Raw genomic sequence first — 16,153 nt, forward strand, 5'->3', positions numbered from 1 at the left:
TAGCTTTTCCCCTCCCCTTCGCCCCGTGGAGGGCGCCCTGGGGCTCGTGGCCGGCAACCCCCAGGAGAACTTGGACTTCTACCTGCGGAGCGTGACCAGGACGACCCGGCCAGGAACGTGGCCTGCCCAAGGGTCCTCCTTCCCCCATGGGCTACCATGGAGGGGATGAGGCGACCTACCCCCACGGTCTGGGTGGGCCGCGTCCCCATCGGGGGCGGCCACCCTGTCGCCGTGCAGTCCATGACCAACACCCCCACCCGCGAGGTGGAGGCCACCACAGCCCAGATCCTCGAGCTCCACCGGGCGGGGAGCGAGATCGTCCGCATCACGGTGAACGACGAGGAGGCGGCCCGGGCCGTCCCCGAGATCAAGGAGAGGCTTTCCGCCGAAGGGGTGGAGGTGCCCCTGGTGGGCGACTTCCACTTCAACGGCCACCTCCTCCTCCGCAAGCACCCCCGGATGGCCGAGGCCCTGGACAAGCTCCGCATCAACCCGGGCACCCTGGGCCGGGGGCGGCACAAGGACGAGAACTTCGCCGAGATGGTGCGGATCGCCATGGACCTGGGCAAGCCCGTAAGGATCGGGGCCAACTGGGGAAGCCTGGACCCCGCCCTCCTCACCGAGCTCATGGACCAAAACGCCAGGCGCCCCGAGCCCAAGGAGGCCCACGAGGTGGTCCTCGAGGCCCTGGTGGAGAGCGCCGTCCGCTCCTATGAGGCCGCTTTGGAGATGGGCCTTGGGGAGGACAGGATCGTCCTCTCGGCCAAGGTGTCCAAGCCGAAGGACCTGGTATGGGTCTACCAGGAGCTCGCCCGAAGGACCCAAGCCCCCCTCCACCTCGGCCTCACCGAGGCCGGGATGGGGGTGAAGGGGATTGTGGCCTCGGCCGCCGCCCTTGCCCCCCTCCTGCTCGCGGGGATCGGGGACACGATCCGGGTCTCCCTCACCCCGGCCCCGGGCGAGCCCCGCACCAAGGAGGTGGAGGTAGCCCAGGAGATCCTCCAGGCCCTGGGGCTTCGCACCTTCGCCCCCGAGGTGACGAGTTGCCCGGGGTGCGGCCGCACCACCAGCACCTTCTTCCAGGAGCTCGCGGAGGAGGTGAACCGCCACCTCAAGGCCAGGCTCCCCGAGTGGAGGGCCCGCTACCCCGGGGTGGAGGGGCTCAAGGTGGCGGTGATGGGCTGCGTGGTCAACGGCCCCGGGGAGAGCAAGCACGCCCACATCGGCATCTCCCTCCCCGGCGCCGGGGAGGAGCCCAAGGCCCCCGTTTACGCCGACGGGAAGCTCCTCGCCATCCTCAAGGGGGAGAGGATCGCCGAGGAGTTCCTCGCCCTCGTGGAGGCCTACGTCAAGGCCCGCTTTGCCCCGAAGGCCTGATGCGACCACCCTGGGCCCCGGCCGTATGCTGCCCTTTTCCTTCCATATAGAGGCCCGCTCGGGAAGGGCCCGGGTGGGAAGGCTTTTCACCCCCCACGGGGCGGTGGAGACCCCCCTCTTCATGCCCGTGGGCACCCAGGGCTCGGTGAAGGGCCTCCTGCCCAGGGACCTCAAAGAAATCGGGAGCCAGGTCCTCCTCGCCAACACCTACCACCTCCTTTTGAGGCCTGGCCCCGAAAGGGTCCAGGCCCTCGGGGGGCTCCACGGCTTCGCGGGCTGGAAGGGCCCCTGGCTCACGGACTCGGGGGGCTTCCAGGTGATGAGCCTCGGGCACCTGCGCCGCCTGGACGAGGAAGGGGTGGTCTTCCGGAGCCACCTGGACGGGAGCCTGGTGAGGCTCACCCCCGAAAGGAGCGTGGAGGTGCAGGAAGCCTTAGGAGCGGACCTCATCATGGCCCTGGACGAGTGCCCCCCCTACCCCTCCTCCCGGGATTACCTGGAATCCTCCCTGGAAAGGACCCTCCGCTGGCTGGAGCGAAGCCTCAAGGCCAAGACCCGGGCCGACCAGGCCCTCTTCGGCATCGCCCAGGGGGGAACGGACCCCGAGCTCAGGAGGCGCTCCACCCTGGAGACCCTCCGGTTTGACCTCCCGGGGTACGCCATCGGGGGCCTGGCCGTGGGGGAGCCCAAGGAGGCCATGTTCGCCATGGTGGACCTCTCCACCGCCCTCCTCCCCGAAGGCCGCCCCCGCTACCTCATGGGGGTGGGCCACCCCGAGGACCTGGTGGCGGCGGTGGCCCTGGGGGTGGACCTCTTTGACTGCGTCTACCCCACCCGGACGGGCCGCTTCGGGAGCGCCCTCGTCCCGGAGGGGCGGCTCAACCTGAAGAACGCCCGCTTCCTGGAGGACAAGGGGCCCTTGGAGGAGGGGTGCGACTGCTACGCCTGCCGGACCTATAGCCGGGCCTACCTCGCCCACCTGGTCCGCGCGGGGGAGATGCTCGGGGGGATCCTCCTCTCCCTCCACAACCTCCGCTACCTCCACCGGCTCCTCGAGGGGGCCCGGGCCGCCATCCGGCAGGGATGCTTCGCGACCTTCGCCCTGGCCTTTGCGGAAAGGCGCTTCGGCAAGGCGGTGCCCGCCTGGTTCCGGGAGGCCCTGGTCCGAGGCGGCCACCTCCCCGGCTAACCCTCCCGGTAGAAGCGGCTTCTCCGATAGTAGTCCTCTAAGAGAAGCTTAAAAAAGGCGGCGGCGGGCACCCCCAGAAGGGCCCCCCACAGGCCGAAGAGGCTTGCCCCCACCAGGATGGCGGCGATGGCGGTCACCGGGTGGAGCCTGGTGGCCCGGCCCACGATGAGGGGGCCCAGGAGGTTGCCCTCCAGCTGGTTGGCGAGCCAGAGGACAAGGAAGGCGAGGAGCACCTTCAGCCAGCCCCCGGTGGCGGCCAGGAGGAGGGCGGGAACCCCGGAGACGATCACGCCCACGAAGGGGATGAGGTTGAAGACCCCGGCCAGAAACCCCAGGCTCGCCGCCAGGGGCACCCCCACCAAGGAGAGCCCCACCCCCACGAAGGTGCCCACGAAGAGGGCTACCAGGAGCTGGCCCCGGACATACCCGCCCACGCTCCGGTCCAGCTTGGCCGCAAGCTCCCCCACCAGGGGCTGGTAGGGCTCGGGAAAGGCCAAAAGGGCCGCCCGCCCCAGGCGGGGAAGGTCGTAGAGGAAGTAGATGGAAAGCGTCAAGGCCGTGAGGAGCTGGAAGACCCCGCCCACCAGGGAGGCGAAGAAGCCGAGGAGGTTCCCTCCCTGGGAGAGAAGCCCCTGCGCCAGGCGCACCAAGGTCTCCAGAAAGCTTTGCAAAAGGCCCTGCAGGTTGCGGCTCACCTCCCCCAGGATAGGCCTCAGGCTCTCCGGCAGGGGCACGGCCCGGATCCGGTCAGGAAGGCCCACGAGCCAGGCCAGGAAAGGATCCAGGAGCCGGGGAAGCTCCTGGGCCAGGCGGGAAAGCTCCAGCACCGTCTGGGCGGTGAGGAAGGAGGCCAGGCCCAAAAAGAGGCCAAGGCCCACATAGACCAGGGCCACCCCCAGGACCCGGGGTAGCCTCCTCGCCTCCAGAAAGCGCACCACGGGATGGGCGAGGTAGGCGAAGGCGAAGGCGGCGAGCAGGACGGAAAGGGCGGGCCAGACCCGAACCAGAAAGAGGTAGGCCAGGTAGAAGAGGAGGAGGTAGACCAATACCCGCACGTAGGGGTTCTGCCAAACCTGGACGAAGGCCTGGCGCATGGGGCCTATTCTAAGCCGAAAAAGGTCCGGGCCCTGCGCAACAGTTCGTCTGGGGAGAGCCCCTGGAAGAGGAAGGGGCTGCGCCCTGGAGGCCCCTCCCAGATCTCCAGGAGGAGGCGGGGTGGGCCGCCCTGAAGGCCCGTGCGCCCCACGTAGCCCACGGGGTCCCCCCGGGCCACCCGCTGCCCCACCTTTAGGCCCCGGTAGGGGGCCTCGAGGTGGGCGTAGACGGAGGTGCGCCCGTCCGGGTGGCGGATCCAAACCTGGAGGCCCTTCAGGCGGTCCAGGTCCTCCGGGGAAGCCCCTCCCCTCACCCTTTCCATCAGGGCCTTATAGGCCTCTGGGCCCGGCTCCTGGTAGGCCTGGTCCACCCGGACCACCTCTCCTGAGGCCACCGCCACCACGCCCGTCCCCAGGACCACGGGGACGCAGGCCTCCCCTGGCCGGAAGACAAAGCCCGCGCTCACCCCCTTGCGGTAAGGACGGGGGGCATTCGGCAGGTCCTCGGGGCGGGAGGGCAGGCAGGCCCCGGGGAGGGGAAACCGGTACCCCTCCGGGGCCAGGGCGGCCTTCTTTTCCCAAAGACGCACCTCTTGGCGCAGAGCGGCGAGCTGCCTGCCCCTCACGGCGAAACCGAAGGTCACCACCAGGGCGTAGAGGGCGAGGGCCAGGAGGAGGTAGTGCCCCGGCTTCGGGTTCATACCCCAAGTCTAAGGGGGGCCTGGGGAGGCCTGCCTCCCCAGGCCCCCTTCTTTGCCACCTAGAGAAGCTTCAGGAGCTCCTTCTTCACCTCCTTGGCGGAAAGGCCTTCCAGCTTCAGGCCCTTAGCCCTCTCTAGAAGCTCGTAAAGCTTAGGGATATGGCTCGTGGCCACGCGGAAGGTGACCTCCTGGCCCGCCACCTTGACCCGCACCTTCTGCAGGTTGGGGTACTGGCGGCGCTTGGAGATGCCCGTGGTCTTCCGGCCCACGCCCCCTTCCCGCTTCGCCTTGCCCCTTCGCTCAATGGAGTTGGCCACGATGGGCCGCTTTCCGCTTAGCTCGCACACCTTGGACATCGCACCCTCCCGTGCCCGAAGGCAAACCCTTAGGAGTATAGCATAGGGTAGACTCTCGGGGATGCCCACGGTGCTCGTACCCCTCCTCCTGGCCCTGGACCAGATCCTGAAGCTTTGGGCCCTGGAGCACCTCTCCCCCATCCCCAGACCCCTGATCGGGGACCTCCTCTACCTCACCCTGGTGCGGAACACGGGGGCAGGCTTCGGCCTCCTCCAGGGCCAGGCCTCCCTTTTGGGCTGGATGAGCCTCCTGGTGGGGGGGGTTCTCCTCTACCTCCTGGGCCACCGCCGCTACCCCCTGGGGTGGACCCTGGGCCTCTCCCTGCTGGCGGCCGGCGCCTTAGGCAACGGCATAGACCGCCTGGGCCGGGGGTGGGTGGTGGACTACCTGGACCTGGGGACCAGCCTCCCCCTCATCGCCCATTTCCCCGTCTTCAACCTGGCGGACGTGTGCGTGACCCTAGGCGCCCTCTTCCTCCTCCTTAGCCCCAGGCGGCGGCGCCGCTACTGAGGCCGCGCCTCGAGGACCCGGGCGAAGCGCTCCAGGGCCTTCCTCAGGTTCTCCTCGCCCGTGGCGTAGGAGAGACGGACGTGGCCAAAGGCGGCGAAGTCCGTGCCGGGAACCACGGCCACCCCCGCCTGCAGAAGCCGCTCCGCCGCCTTGACCTCGTCTGCGGCCAAGGGAGAGGTGTCCATGAGCACGTAGAAAGCCCCGCTGGGACGCACCGCCCTCAGGCCGATCCGGTGAAGGCCCTCCAGGAGCAGGTCCCGCCGCCTGCGGTAGGCCTCGCGGGCCATCTCCACGAAGGCGCGGGAGGCCTCGAGGTTGGTGAGGGCCTCGAGGGCCGCCCACTGGGCGATGGTGTCGGGGCTCGTGGTGGACTGGCTGGAGATGTCGGCCATGGCCCGGATCACCGCCTTGGGCCCGCAGGCGTAGCCGATGCGCCAGCCCGTCATGGCAAAGGCCTTGGCCGCCCCGTTCACCGTGAGGGTGTGCTCGGGGGCCACGCGCCCGGGGGAGAAGTGGACCCCCTCGTAGATGAGGTGCTCGTAGATCTCGTCGGAAACCAGATAGAAGTCGTGCTCCAGGGCGAGTTCCGCCAGGGCCTTTAGGACCTCCTCGGGGTAGACGGCCCCCGTGGGGTTGTTGGGGGAGTTGACCACGAGGACCTTGGTCCTTCCCGTGATGGCCCGCTTCACCCTCTCGGGGTCGGGGACGAAGCCCTCCTCGGGAAGGGTTTCCACCTCCACGGGCACCCCGCCCGCCAGGCGCACCATCTCCGGGTAGCTCACCCAGTAGGGGCGGAGGAGGATGACCTCGTCCCCGGGGTCCAGGAGGGCCTGGAAGAGGTTGAAGAGGGCCTGCTTCCCCCCCACGGTGACAAGGGTCTCCTCGGGGGTGACCTCCAGGCCGTTTTCCCGGCGGAACTTCTCCGCCAGGGCCTCCCGGAGCTCAGGGATCCCAGCGGGGGGGGCGTACTTGGTCTTGCCCTGGGCCAGGGCCCGCCTCGCCGCCTCCTTCACGTGCTCGGGGGTGTCAAAGTCGGGCTCGCCGGCGGTTAAGGCCACCAAGTCCACCCCCTTCCGCCTGAGCTCGAGGGCCTTGGCGTTCACCGCCACCGTGGCCGAGGGCTTCAGGGCCCGGACCCTTTGGGAGAGGCTGCGCATGGCCTAAGTATACGCGGGGAGAAGGGGGACGTGGCGGAAGGCGAGGCCCTTAAGGAGGTGGCGCGCCGGGGGCGAAAGCGGCGTGTGGGGCGGCGCTACCGCCTCTACCTCTTCGCTTCCCGGGTGCGGAAGGAGGCGGGCCCCAAGCTCGGAAGTCCTTCGCCGCCTGAAGGAAGCCCTCTAGGCCCCCGCCGGCTGAGGCAAGGGCATCCTCCTCCAGGCCCCGGCCCTTCCCCCCACCACCCTCAGGCCCAAGGGCCGCACCTCGGCCCGGTAGACCGAGGCCTCCGGGAGGAGTTCCCCGTCGGCGTGGGCGGGGACGGGCTGGGCGAACTCCACCGCCACCTCCCTCCCAGCCAGGGCCAGGATCTGGGGATGGCCCAGGTGGCGCCCGAGGAGGAGGCGGGGGAGGATGAGGGCCACCCCAAAGCGGGACAACTCCCGGGCAAGGACCAAGGCCAGGAGGCCGTCCCGGGGATCGGCCATGGGGGCGATGGGGATGCCCCCGCCGTACATGGGCCCGTTCATGGCGGCGAGGAGGAGCATTTTCCCCCGGTGGACCTCAGCCCCGTCCACCACCACCCGGCCCTCGGGGAGCCTGAGGTCCTTGAGGACGGCGAAGAGGGCGTAGAGGTAGCGGGGCATCCCCCGGAGGAAGGGAGGGGCGGAGAGGGCCCTTTGGGCCACCAGGGCGTCAAAGCCTATCCCTAAGGAGGCCCCGAAGGGCTCCCCGTTCACCAGGCCCAGGTCTATGGCCTCCTCGGGGGCGAAGAGGGCGAGCTCCAGGGCCTGGGGCCAGGACAGACCCCTAAGGCCCAGCATGCGGGCGAAATCGTTGCCGCTGCCGATGGGCACCACCCCCAGGACCTTCTTCGTGCCGAAGAGGCCCCTAAGGGCCTCGTGGACCGTCCCATCCCCCCCCACGGCCACCACCCGGGCTCCCTCGGGGGCCTGGCGGGCGAGCTCCGTGGCGTGGCCGGGACCCTCGGTGAGGAAGGCCCTCGCCCCCCGCTCGCGGGCCGCCTTGAGGATGGCCCCGGAGAGCCTACCCACCTTGCCGCGACCCGCGGCGGGGTTCACGATCACCCACTGCTCCACCCCCGTATTCTAGGGCCATGGGCCTCCTCGCCCACTTCCTCCGAGGGCCCCACAAGAAGACCACCCTCCTCCTCACCCGGGCGGGCCCCGTGGAAAACCCCCACCACCTCCTCTACAGCCACCCGGGCCTCCCCCTCGCCCTCGAGGGCCGGGAAGCCCTCCTCGCCCTCCTCCCCCTCCTAAGGCGCTTCCCCATCGCCCACGTCTACGCCGCCGACAGCCTCGCCGAGGCCGAGGCGGCCGGGCTCCTCGCCGGGGCCTTAGGGGTGCCCCACACCCTCCTCCCCGAGCTTCGGGAGAGGCACTGGGGCCTTTGGGAGGGGAAAAGCTTCGCCGAGGTCCAGACTTCCTTCCCCGAGGCGGTGCGCGCCTGGCTCCGGGACGAAGCGGGCTTCGCCCCGCCCCAAGGGGAAAGCCTCCTAGAGGCCTGGGCGCGCGGGAAACGGGCGGTGAAGGACCTCCTCGTGCGGCACGCCGGGCAGGCCCTCCTCCTCGTGGGCAACTGCACCCTCAACCGGGCCGCCCTGAGCCTCGCCCTACCCCTCCCTCCCGAGGAGGGCCTCCGGGTGGAGCAGGACTACGCCAGGCTTTCCGTGGTGGACTTCTACGGGGAGGAGGGGGTGGTGAAGGCCCTGAACCTGGGGTTAGACTGAGGGCATGATCCGGCCCCTGGCCAGGAGCGACCTCCCCGGGCTCCTCAGGCTCCTCCACCACATGGACCAAAGCCCCGAGCGGGGGGTTCTCGCCCCGGAGGCCAGGGACCTCGAGGGCCTGGCCGAGGAGCTGGAGGACGGCCTGGTCCTGGTGCGGGAGGGGGAGGTGGAGGGCTACGTGGGCCTTTACCCCTTCTGGGACGGGGCGGCCCTGGAGGGCCCCCTGGCCTACCGGAGGGAGGACCTCCCCTCCCTCCTGAAGGCCGCGGAGGAGCGGGCCCAAGGGCTTAGCCTGGAGAGGCTCTACGCCTTCCCCCGGGAGGAGAACCAGACCCTGCGCAAGGCCCTGGAGGAGGCGGGCTTTGGCCTCCTCCACCTCACCTACTTCTTCGTGAAGCGGCCCGAGGGCCTGGGCTACCCCGTTCCAGAAGGCGTGCGGGTGGAGGAGGGCTTCCCGGGGGCCGAGATCTACCGGGAGCTCTACCGGAAAAGCGAGGAGGGTTGGGCCCTAAGGCTCAAGTGGACGGACGAGGAGCTTGAGGAGCACTTCCAGGACCCGGCCGTGCACCTCCTGGTGGCCTACCAGGGGGAGAACCCCGTGGGGATGGCCGAGGTGGAGCTGGAGGGGAGGGAGGCGAGCGTAGCCTACATCGGGGTCGTGCCCGAGGCCCGGGGGCGGGGGATCGGGAGAACCCTCCTCTCCGAGGCGGCGCGGCTTGCCCGAAGGAAGGGGGCGGACCTCTTAAGGGTCCGGGCCCACCACCACGAAACCGGGGCCCTGGAACTCTACCGCAACCTGGGCTTCCACCTCGAGGAGGCCGTGGCCACCTACGCTAAGGAGCTCAGGGCGAGCCGGTAGGTTCGGGCGTGGGCCTCCACGGTGAGGCGGGGGTCGCGGTTATACCCTCCGCCCATGACCACCACCAAGGGTACCCCGAGCCGCTTGACCAGGGCGAAGACCCTTTGGTCCCGCTGTTCCACCCCTTCCAGGGAAAGGGCAAGCCTCCCGAAGCGGTCCCCCTTCAGGACATCCACCCCGGCGTTGTAGAAGACGAGGTGGGGCCGGAATCCCTGGGCCCGCTCCAGGGCCTCGTCTAGGGCCCTCAGGTAGGCCTCGTCCCCTACCCCGTCCGGCAGGCCCACGTCCAGGTCGCTTGCCTCCTTCTTCAGGGGGTAGTTCCGCTCCCCGTGGAGGGAGAGGGTGAAGACGGAAGGGTCCCCCTGGAAGAAGACCGCTGTGCCGTTCCCCTGGTGGGCGTCCAGGTCCACCACCAGCACCCTCCCCGAAAAGCCCCTGGCCCTGAGCCAGCGCACGGCCACGGCCACATCGTTGAAGAGGCTATACCCCTCGGCCCGGTCAGGGTAGGCGTGGTGGGTGCCCCCGGCGAGGTTGAGGCCGAGGCCCTCCCTTAGGGCGTCCTCCGCCGCAAGAAGGGTTCCCCCGGCGGCGTGGAGGGCCCTCCGGAGGAGGGAGGGGGTAAAGGGGAGGCCGAGCCTAAGGGACTCCGCCCGGGAAAGCCCCTCCCGGAAAAGCCTCTCCAGGTAGGCAGGGTCGTGGGCCAGGAAGAGGGCTTCCCGAGGGACCTCGGGGGCGGGAAGGACGGGGAGGAGGCCCTTCAGGGCCTCGGCCACCCCCCGGTACTTGTAGAGGGGGAAGGGGTGCCCCTCGGGCAGGTCCAGGGAAAGGTGGGCCGTGGAGTAGGCCTTCACGCCCCCATTCTGGCAGAATGAGGGGGAAGCGTGCGCCTCCTCCTCCTTTCCGACCAGGTCCACCCCCACATCTACTCCCCCCGCTTTCCCGAAAACCTTCCCCCCTTTGACCTGGTCCTGGCGGCGGGGGACCTGCCCGGGGCGTACCTGGAGTACGTGGCCGCCAAGGTCCAGGTGCCCGTCCTCTTCGTGCCCGGAAACCACGGGGAGGAGTGGGTGTGGGAGGAGGGGAGGCGGAAGCGGCCCGGGGGGGTGGTCAACCTCCACGGCCGGCTTTTCCGCTACCGGGGCCTCTTCCTCTACGGCATCGGGGGCGTCCCCCGCTACCGGGAGGGGGAGGGGCAGCTCGCCCCGGGGGCGCTCTTCCACCTGGCCCTGAAACCCTTCCCCGTAGCCTTCCCCCGAAGGCTTCTAACCGGCCACGGGGTGGACATCCTCCTGACCCACGCCCCGCCCCCTGGGCCCACGGCCGGGGAGGACTTCGCCCACCGGGGGGCCTCCGCCTTCCTCCTCTTCCACCGCCTCTTCCGCCCCAGGCTCCACGTCCATGGCCACACCCCCCTTCTCGGGGCGAACCCCAAGAGGCGGCACCGCACCCCCCTGGGCGTAGAGGTGGTCCACGCCCAGGGCTACGCCCTCATCGGGCTTCCCTGATCTGGCCTCGTAGGCGGCCACCGCCAGGTTCAGGGAGCGCACCTGCCCCGGCATGGGGATCCTGAAGCGGGCGAGGACCTCCTCGGGAAGCCCCCGGGTCTCGGGGCCGAAGAGGAGGTAGTCCCCCTCCTGGAAGCGGGCCTGGTAGAGGGAGGTCTCCCCCCGGGCGGTGAAGGCCCACACCCTCGCCCCCGGGGGCAGGCCCTCCAGGAAGGCCTCAAAGGAGCCGTGGACCCGGAGGTCCACGCGGGGCCAGTAGTCCAGGCCCGCCCGCCGGAGCTTGGGGCTAGAGAGGAGGAAGCCCAGGGGATGGATGAGGTGGAGGGTGGATCCCGGGTGCGGGCGATGTTTCCGGCGTTCTGGGGGATCTCGGGTTGGTGGAGCCTCACCGCCTCCGGTACCGGGTGGCCGCTCCCCGGCCCAGCCGTTCCGCCCGCCCCTCCCGGATCAGGCGGCCTAGGAGGTTCAGGGCGCCTTTTCGGGAAAGCCCGAGGGCCCTTTCCACCTCGAGGCGGCGCCGCGGCACCTCCAGGAGGGCCAGGGCCCGCTCCGCCAGGGGGTCTTTGCGGGCCAGGTGGTACCGGCCTCCCTCCCGACGCACCAGCCCCATCCTTTCCATGCGGGCGAGGACCCGGCGCGCGGCCTCCTCGGGGAGCTGGAGGGCCCGGGAAAGCTCCTCCAAGGGGGCCTCCCCCACCCGGCGCAGGTGGGCCACGGCGATCAGGTGGTCCAGGCTGAAGGCCCCGAGGCGCTCCTGAGCCTCGGCAAGCTCCCGCACGAAGGCCTCGTCCAGCTCAGGGTTGTAGAGGACCAAGGTCAGGGCCTCGGGATACAGGCGGTACTCCGGGGGCTCCTTGCCGTGCTTGAGGAGGAGGCGGTACATCTTGCCCACCCCGCTCCCCGCCCGCTCCACGTAGCCCAGGCGGTAGAGGGCCTCGGCCAGGCGGGGGTTCCGCCGCTTGGGAGGGTGGCGGAGGACGTTTTCCGGGGTGATCCCCGGGGGGAAGCCGCCGGGGTTGGAGACCTCGAGGCGGTCCCGGTGGTGGTGGACCTGGATGGCGTCCAGGCTCTGCCAGTCCCGGTGGACCAGGGCATTGAGGAGGGCCTCGCGGTAGACCTCCTGGTCAAAGTCCCAGATCTCTATGCGAAAGAGGCCCACGGTGAGGTAGCGCACCCGGTTCCGGGCCTGGATCAGGTCGCGAAGCCTCTCCAAAAGGGCGGGGATGGGCCGGAGGAGGTCCTCCCGGAAGCGGTAGCCCTCCTCCCCCTCGTGGTAGTAGTAGCTCACCTCGGCCTGGGGGAGAAGCCGCCTTAAGGCGAGGGGCGTCCCCGCGAGGAGGAGGCCCGCCACCGTGGGGCGCTCCTCCCCTTCCACCCGCTCCAGGAGGCCCAGGGCGAAGAGGAGCTCCAGGTCGGGCAGGGCGGCCAAGGCGCTCCCCCGCTCCTCGAGGAGGCGCCGGAGGCGGAGGACCTCCAGGGGGTCCAGATCGGAGAGGCTCGCCGCCGGCAGCACCTGGGCGGTGAAGTCCGGCTCGGGCAGGGCCTGGCCCATCCGCAGCTCCGTGAGGCGCCTCCCGTCCCAAAAGGGCACCCGACCCGCCCCTACGGCGATGGCGGCGGGGCTTTGGGGCACGTGCAGGGCCAAAACCCGCCCCTCTGGCCCCTCCACCACCTCCACGTAGGGCAGGAGAAGGCCCTGGGTGAGCTGGAAGAGGGCGTGGGTGATCTGGAGGGGGTGGATCTCCGAGGCCCCCAGGACCTTCCCCCCCCGGCTGACCCCCAGGAAGAGAACCCCTCCCTTGTGGTTGGCGAGGCCGGCGGCGTAGCGGGCCAGCTCCTCCGGGGAAAGGTCGGGGGGAAGGAAGAGGGTGCGCTCGTCCTGGCCTAGGGCAAGGCGTTCCTTAAGCTCCTCCCACGTCACGGCCCCCAGTTTACGGGAGGCCCGACAGGCGTAGGACTGGGCGTGCAGGGCGAAAGAGATTTTCGCGACATTGTCCCATTCATGGGTTACATTTGGCGGATCACTCCCGGTAAAATATGCTGTTTGCACCTATAGCGATTGCATATCGTCAATTTATCTCTTGACATTATGCAAAGAGAGGTCTACCCTATTCCCCAAGGAGGTGGGCATGCGGCACCTGGGAACCTTAAGAGGCGTAGCGGCGTTGGGACTTTCGGGTCTGGCCCTGGCGGAAGGGGTGAACGGGGCGGACACGGCCTGGATGCTGGTCTCCACGGCCCTGGTCCTCCTGATGACCCCAGCCCTGGCCTTCTTCTACGGGGGGCTCGTCCGGAGCAAAAACGCCCTGAACACCATGATGATGAGCTTCGCGGCCCTGGCCTTCGTGGGCGTGGGCTGGGCCCTTCTGGGGTACACCCTGGCCTTTGGGGACGGCGGCCGCTTTCTGGGCAGCCTGCAGCACCTCTTCCTCAAGGGGGTAGGCCTCGAGGCCAAGGGCACCATCCCCCACATCCTCTTCCTGGCCTTCCAGGGCACCTTCGCCATCATCACCGCCGCCCTGGTCTCGGGCTCCGTGGTGGAAAGGATGCGCTTTCCCGCCTACCTGGCCTTCCTCACCCTCTGGGGGCTTCTCGTCTACGCCCCCATAGCCCACTGGGTCTGGGGCGGGGGATTCCTGGGCGCCCTGGGCGCCTTGGACTTCGCCGGGGGTACGGTGGTCCACATCAACGCCGGCGTCGCTGGGCTGGTGGCGGCCCTGGCCCTGGGCCCCCGAAAGGACTTCGGCCGCCAGGCCATCCTGCCCCACAGCGTCCCCCTCACCCTGCTCGGGGCGGCCCTCCTTTGGTTCGGCTGGTTCGGCTTCAACGGAGGAAGCGCCCTAGCCGCCAACGCCTCGGCCGCCTTGGCTTTCGCCAACACCATGCTGGCCCCTGCGGCTACCCTCCTCGTCTGGACCCTTTTGGACCTCGTCCGTACGGGGAAGGCCACGGCGGTGGGGGCGGCCACGGCCATCGTGGTGGGCCTGGTGGCCGTGACCCCGGCCGCGGGCTTTGTCTCCCCCCTTTCCGCCCTCCTCCTGGGGGCCCTCGCCGCCTTCCCCAGCTACTACGTCCTCCTCTGGAGGGCGAGGACCCGGCTGGACGACAGCCTGGACGTCTTCGCCGGCCACGGGGTCGGGGGCATCACCGGAGCCCTCCTTACCGGCGTTCTGGCCCAGAAATCGTGGAACGGGGTAGCGGACGGCCTCCTCTTCGGCAACCCCGCCCAGCTGGGCATCCAGGCCTTGGCGGTGGCGGTGGCCATCCTCTACAGCGCCCTCGCCACCTTCCTCCTCCTCAAGCTGGTGGCCCTCTTCACCCCCCTCAAGGCGGAGGCCAGGGAGGAGGGGCTGGGGCTGGACATCACCCAGCACGGCGAGGAGGCTTACACCTCGGGCGAGGGAGCCATCCTGGTGCTCTCGGAGGGCCTTCCCCCGGCCCCCAAGCCTGCGGGAGGTAGGGCATGAAGCTCATCGTGGCCATCGTCCGCCCGGAAAAGCTGAACGAGGTCCTGGAGGCCCTTTTCAAGGCGGAGGTCCGTGGGCTCACCCTGAGCCGGGTCCAGGGCCACGGCGGCGAGACGGAGAAGGTGGAGACCTACCGGGGCACCACGGTGAAGATGGAGCTCCACGAGAAGGTGCGCCTGGAGATCGGGGTCTCCGAGCCCTTCGTGAAGCCCACGGTGGAGGCCATCCTGAGGGCGGCCCGCACCGGGGAGGTGGGGGACGGCAAGATCTTCGTCCTTCCGGTGGAGAAGGTGTACCGGATCCGCACCGGGGAGGAGGACGAGGCCGCGGTGACCCCGGTACAATAGGGGTGTGACGGCCAGGCAGCGGCGCATCCTCCACCACCTGGTGGAGGCCTACATCCGGACCAAGGCCCCGGTGCCCTCGGCGCGGCTCGCCGAGGCCCTGGGCCTTAGCCCTGCCCTGGCCCGCTACGAGCTCATCGCCCTCGAGGAGATGGGCTACCTCACCAAGCCCCACGCCTCCGCCGGCAGGGTGCCCACCCGCCAGGCCTACCGCCAGTACTCCCTCTCCCTCCTCCCCCCTGCTCCCCTTCCCGAGGCCACCCAGCGCAACCTGGCGAAGGCCCTGGAAGGTGCCCGGGAGCCCGAGGCCTTCCTGGTCAAGATGGCCGCCGGGCTCTCCGGCTACCCTGCCCTCCTTCGGCTAAGGCCCCGGCGCACGCCCAGGGTTCTCCAAGTCCACCTCTCCCCCCTTCCTGAGGGCACCCTGGCGGTGATGGTCCTGGAAGGGGGGAGGGTGCGGGAGGTGCGCCTCTCCCTAAGCCTTCCCCCAGAACGGCTCAAGCAGGCGGAGGAAGCCCTCTCCGGGCCCTTCGCCGCCCTGCCCCCGGCCCCGCCCGGCCTGGAGGACCTCTTCGCCGGGCTTTCCCGGGCCCTGCTTGGGGGGCTTTCCCTCACCTATAGGGAGGGGCTTTCCGAGGTGCTCAAAGAGCCCGAGGCCCAGGACCCGGGCTTCCTGGAGCGCCTGGTGCGCCTCTACGAGCGGGAGGGCGAGGACCTCCTCACCCCTCCGGGCCGGGTGGACGTGCGGGTGGGGGAGGTGGAGGGCCTGGCCCAGGTGCAGGCGGGCTTCCAGCGGGGCGAGTGGCAGGGGGAGATCGTCCTCATCGGCCCCCTGCGCATGCGCTACACCCAGGCCCTCTCCGTGGCCTACAGCCTGGGGGAGCTCTATACTGGTAGCCGTGCGGGTTGAGGTGCGGCTCTTCGCCCTCTACCGGGAGCAGGCGGGGCGGGACCGGATGTCCCTGGAGCTCCCCGAGGGCGCCACGGTGGGGACAGCCAAGGCGGCCCTCGAGGCCCTCTTCCCCGGCCTCCGCCTGGCCGGGGGCCTGGCGGCGGTCAACCAGGACCTCGCCGACCCCGACACCCCGCTAAGGGAGGGGGACGAGCTGGCCTTCCTGCCGCCGGTTTCGGGCGGGGAGGCTTCCCCGGACTCCTTCGGCCTCACCCGGGACCCCCTGGACCTGGAGGCCCTTGTGGCCTGGGCCACGGCCCCCGAGTACGGGGCGGTGGTGAGCTTCCTCGGCACCACCCGGAGCCCCAACCGGGGGGAGGAGGTGGCCTTTTTGGAGTACGAGGCCTACCCGGAGATGGCCCTCAAAGCCATGGCAAGGATCCTCGAGGAGATGCGCCATCGCTGGCCCCTGGGCCGGATCGCCCTCTGGCACCGCCTGGGCCGGGTGGACCCCGGGGAGGCCTCCATCGCCATCGTGGTCTCGGCGCGGCACCGCAAGGAGGCCTTCGCCGCCTGCCAGTACGCCATTGACCGGGTGAAGCAGGTCCTGCCCGTCTGGAAGAAGGAGCACCGCAAGGACGGAAGCTTCTGGGTGGAGGGCTTCGCCCCGGAGGAGAAAAGGCTTTGAGGCTCGAGGCCACGCCCTCTTGTGGGGGAAGATGATCTCCTTCACGGCCATCGCCGGGCTCCTCCTCCTCGTCCTCTTCGCCCTGCCCCTCCTCCTGGGGTTTCTGGCGGGAAGGGCCTTCCGGGAAGGCCGGGGCCGGGTGGGCCTAGGCCTCCTCCTTTTCGGGGCTTTCCTGGGCCTTCTGGCGAGGCCCAGGCCCTTGGGGCTCCTTCTCCTCCTTATGGGCCTCCTTTTGGGCTACGGGAGGCTTCGGCTATAATGG

18 protein-coding genes and 1 pseudogene are annotated in these 16,153 nt (G+C 70.0%); 11 read left to right on the plus strand and 8 right to left on the minus strand.

The genetic code is table 11. From position 1 onward, the window contains the following. The first annotated feature begins 156 nt into the window (after positions 1-156). Both ispG and tgt read left to right on the plus strand, forming a co-directional pair. Complete coding sequence (ispG, locus tag H531_RS0101020) at positions 157-1,377, plus strand: flavodoxin-dependent (E)-4-hydroxy-3-methylbut-2-enyl-diphosphate synthase (protein WP_022797506.1); 1,221 nt, start codon at positions 157-159, stop codon at positions 1,375-1,377. Between the two features lie 25 nt (positions 1,378-1,402). Further along, a complete protein-coding gene (gene tgt / locus H531_RS0101025; RefSeq protein ID WP_022797507.1) occupies positions 1,403-2,566 on the plus strand; it encodes a tRNA guanosine(34) transglycosylase Tgt in 1,164 nt (387 codons plus the stop codon). Here the strand turns inward: tgt and H531_RS0101030 are convergent. From H531_RS0101030 to rpmB, 3 genes are read right to left on the minus strand one after another with little or no spacing between them, the layout of a single operon-like run. Next, positions 2,563-3,660 carry an AI-2E family transporter gene (locus tag H531_RS0101030; RefSeq protein ID WP_022797508.1) on the minus strand — a complete coding sequence of 366 codons (1,098 nt, stop codon included), beginning with the start codon at positions 3,658-3,660 and terminating at the stop codon, positions 2,563-2,565. The two genes, tgt and H531_RS0101030, sit on opposite strands and share 4 nt — an antisense overlap. A gap of 5 nt (positions 3,661-3,665) precedes the next feature. Next, positions 3,666-4,361, minus strand: a complete 696-nt coding sequence (locus tag H531_RS0101035) for a M23 family metallopeptidase (protein ID WP_022797509.1) — start codon at positions 4,359-4,361, stop codon at positions 3,666-3,668. Positions 4,362-4,420: 59 nt separating this feature from the next. Then, positions 4,421-4,717 (minus strand): 50S ribosomal protein L28, encoded by a 297-nt coding sequence (rpmB, locus tag H531_RS0101040; protein ID WP_022797510.1) that lies wholly within the window; start codon positions 4,715-4,717, stop codon positions 4,421-4,423. A gap of 61 nt (positions 4,718-4,778) precedes the next feature. Between rpmB and lspA the strand changes: the two genes are divergently transcribed. Continuing rightward, positions 4,779-5,228: a signal peptidase II gene (gene lspA, locus H531_RS0101045; protein ID WP_022797511.1), complete on the plus strand. Its 450-nt coding sequence runs from the start codon at positions 4,779-4,781 to the stop codon at positions 5,226-5,228. Here lspA and aspC read toward each other — a convergent pair. Then, positions 5,222-6,385 (minus strand): aspartate/prephenate aminotransferase, encoded by a 1,164-nt coding sequence (aspC, locus tag H531_RS0101050; protein WP_022797512.1) that lies wholly within the window; start codon positions 6,383-6,385, stop codon positions 5,222-5,224. The genes lspA and aspC overlap by 7 nt on opposite strands. Before the next feature lie 180 nt (positions 6,386-6,565). Then, positions 6,566-7,483 carry a diacylglycerol/lipid kinase family protein gene (locus H531_RS0101055; protein ID WP_022797513.1) on the minus strand — a complete coding sequence of 306 codons (918 nt, stop codon included), beginning with the start codon at positions 7,481-7,483 and terminating at the stop codon, positions 6,566-6,568. A 17-nt stretch (positions 7,484-7,500) separates the two neighbouring features. Between H531_RS0101055 and H531_RS0101060 the strand changes: the two genes are divergently transcribed. Continuing rightward, entirely contained in the window at positions 7,501-8,136 is a 636-nt protein-coding gene (locus H531_RS0101060) for a histidine phosphatase family protein (RefSeq protein WP_022797514.1), read from the plus strand. Positions 8,137-8,140: 4 nt separating this feature from the next. Beyond that, positions 8,141-8,995 (plus strand): GNAT family N-acetyltransferase, encoded by an 855-nt coding sequence (locus H531_RS0101065; protein ID WP_022797515.1) that lies wholly within the window; start codon positions 8,141-8,143, stop codon positions 8,993-8,995. On the opposite strand, the gene H531_RS0101070 is transcribed toward H531_RS0101065, so the two are convergent. Further along, positions 8,965-9,846 (minus strand): histone deacetylase family protein, encoded by an 882-nt coding sequence (locus tag H531_RS0101070; RefSeq protein ID WP_022797516.1) that lies wholly within the window; start codon positions 9,844-9,846, stop codon positions 8,965-8,967. The two genes, H531_RS0101065 and H531_RS0101070, sit on opposite strands and share 31 nt — an antisense overlap. A gap of 30 nt (positions 9,847-9,876) precedes the next feature. Here H531_RS0101070 and H531_RS0101075 point away from each other — a divergent pair, with 30 nt between their 5' ends. Next, positions 9,877-10,500: a metallophosphoesterase gene (locus H531_RS0101075; RefSeq protein WP_022797517.1), complete on the plus strand. Its 624-nt coding sequence runs from the start codon at positions 9,877-9,879 to the stop codon at positions 10,498-10,500. Positions 10,501-10,503: 3 nt separating this feature from the next. Here H531_RS0101075 and H531_RS13755 read toward each other — a convergent pair. Then, a pseudogene (locus tag H531_RS13755) lies at positions 10,504-10,889 on the minus strand (tRNA (cytidine(34)-2'-O)-methyltransferase); the annotation flags it as partial. Continuing rightward, positions 10,886-12,421, minus strand: coding sequence for an ATP-binding protein (locus H531_RS0101080; protein ID WP_022797518.1), 1,536 nt, complete (start codon positions 12,419-12,421; stop codon positions 10,886-10,888). The gene H531_RS0101080 and the pseudogene H531_RS13755, both read right to left, overlap by 4 nt. A 208-nt stretch (positions 12,422-12,629) precedes the next feature. On the opposite strand from H531_RS0101080, the gene H531_RS0101085 reads away from it, so the two are divergent. From H531_RS0101085 to H531_RS0101105, 5 genes are read left to right on the plus strand one after another with little or no spacing between them, the layout of a single operon-like run. After that, the gene (locus tag H531_RS0101085; protein WP_022797519.1) at positions 12,630-13,967 is read left to right on the plus strand and encodes an ammonium transporter; all 1,338 of its coding nucleotides are present in this window, start codon (positions 12,630-12,632) and stop codon (positions 13,965-13,967) included. Further along, positions 13,964-14,314 carry a P-II family nitrogen regulator gene (locus tag H531_RS0101090; protein WP_022797520.1) on the plus strand — a complete coding sequence of 117 codons (351 nt, stop codon included), beginning with the start codon at positions 13,964-13,966 and terminating at the stop codon, positions 14,312-14,314. The genes H531_RS0101085 and H531_RS0101090 overlap by 4 nt, the downstream gene beginning before the upstream one ends. 4 nt (positions 14,315-14,318) lie before the next feature. Then, complete coding sequence (locus H531_RS0101095) at positions 14,319-15,221, plus strand: HrcA family transcriptional regulator (RefSeq protein ID WP_022797521.1); 903 nt, start codon at positions 14,319-14,321, stop codon at positions 15,219-15,221. Next, on the plus strand, positions 15,211-15,891 hold the full coding sequence (locus tag H531_RS0101100; RefSeq protein ID WP_022797522.1) for a molybdenum cofactor biosynthesis protein: 681 nt from the start codon (positions 15,211-15,213) through the stop codon (positions 15,889-15,891). Before H531_RS0101095 ends, H531_RS0101100 begins: the two co-directional genes overlap by 11 nt. 31 nt (positions 15,892-15,922) lie before the next feature. Next, positions 15,923-16,150 carry a hypothetical protein gene (locus tag H531_RS0101105; RefSeq protein WP_028490573.1) on the plus strand — a complete coding sequence of 76 codons (228 nt, stop codon included), beginning with the start codon at positions 15,923-15,925 and terminating at the stop codon, positions 16,148-16,150. Positions 16,151-16,153 lie beyond the last annotated feature (3 nt).

It is taken from the genome of Thermus islandicus DSM 21543 (assembly GCF_000421625.1).
Lineage (GTDB): Bacteria > Deinococcota > Deinococci > Deinococcales > Thermaceae > Thermus > Thermus islandicus.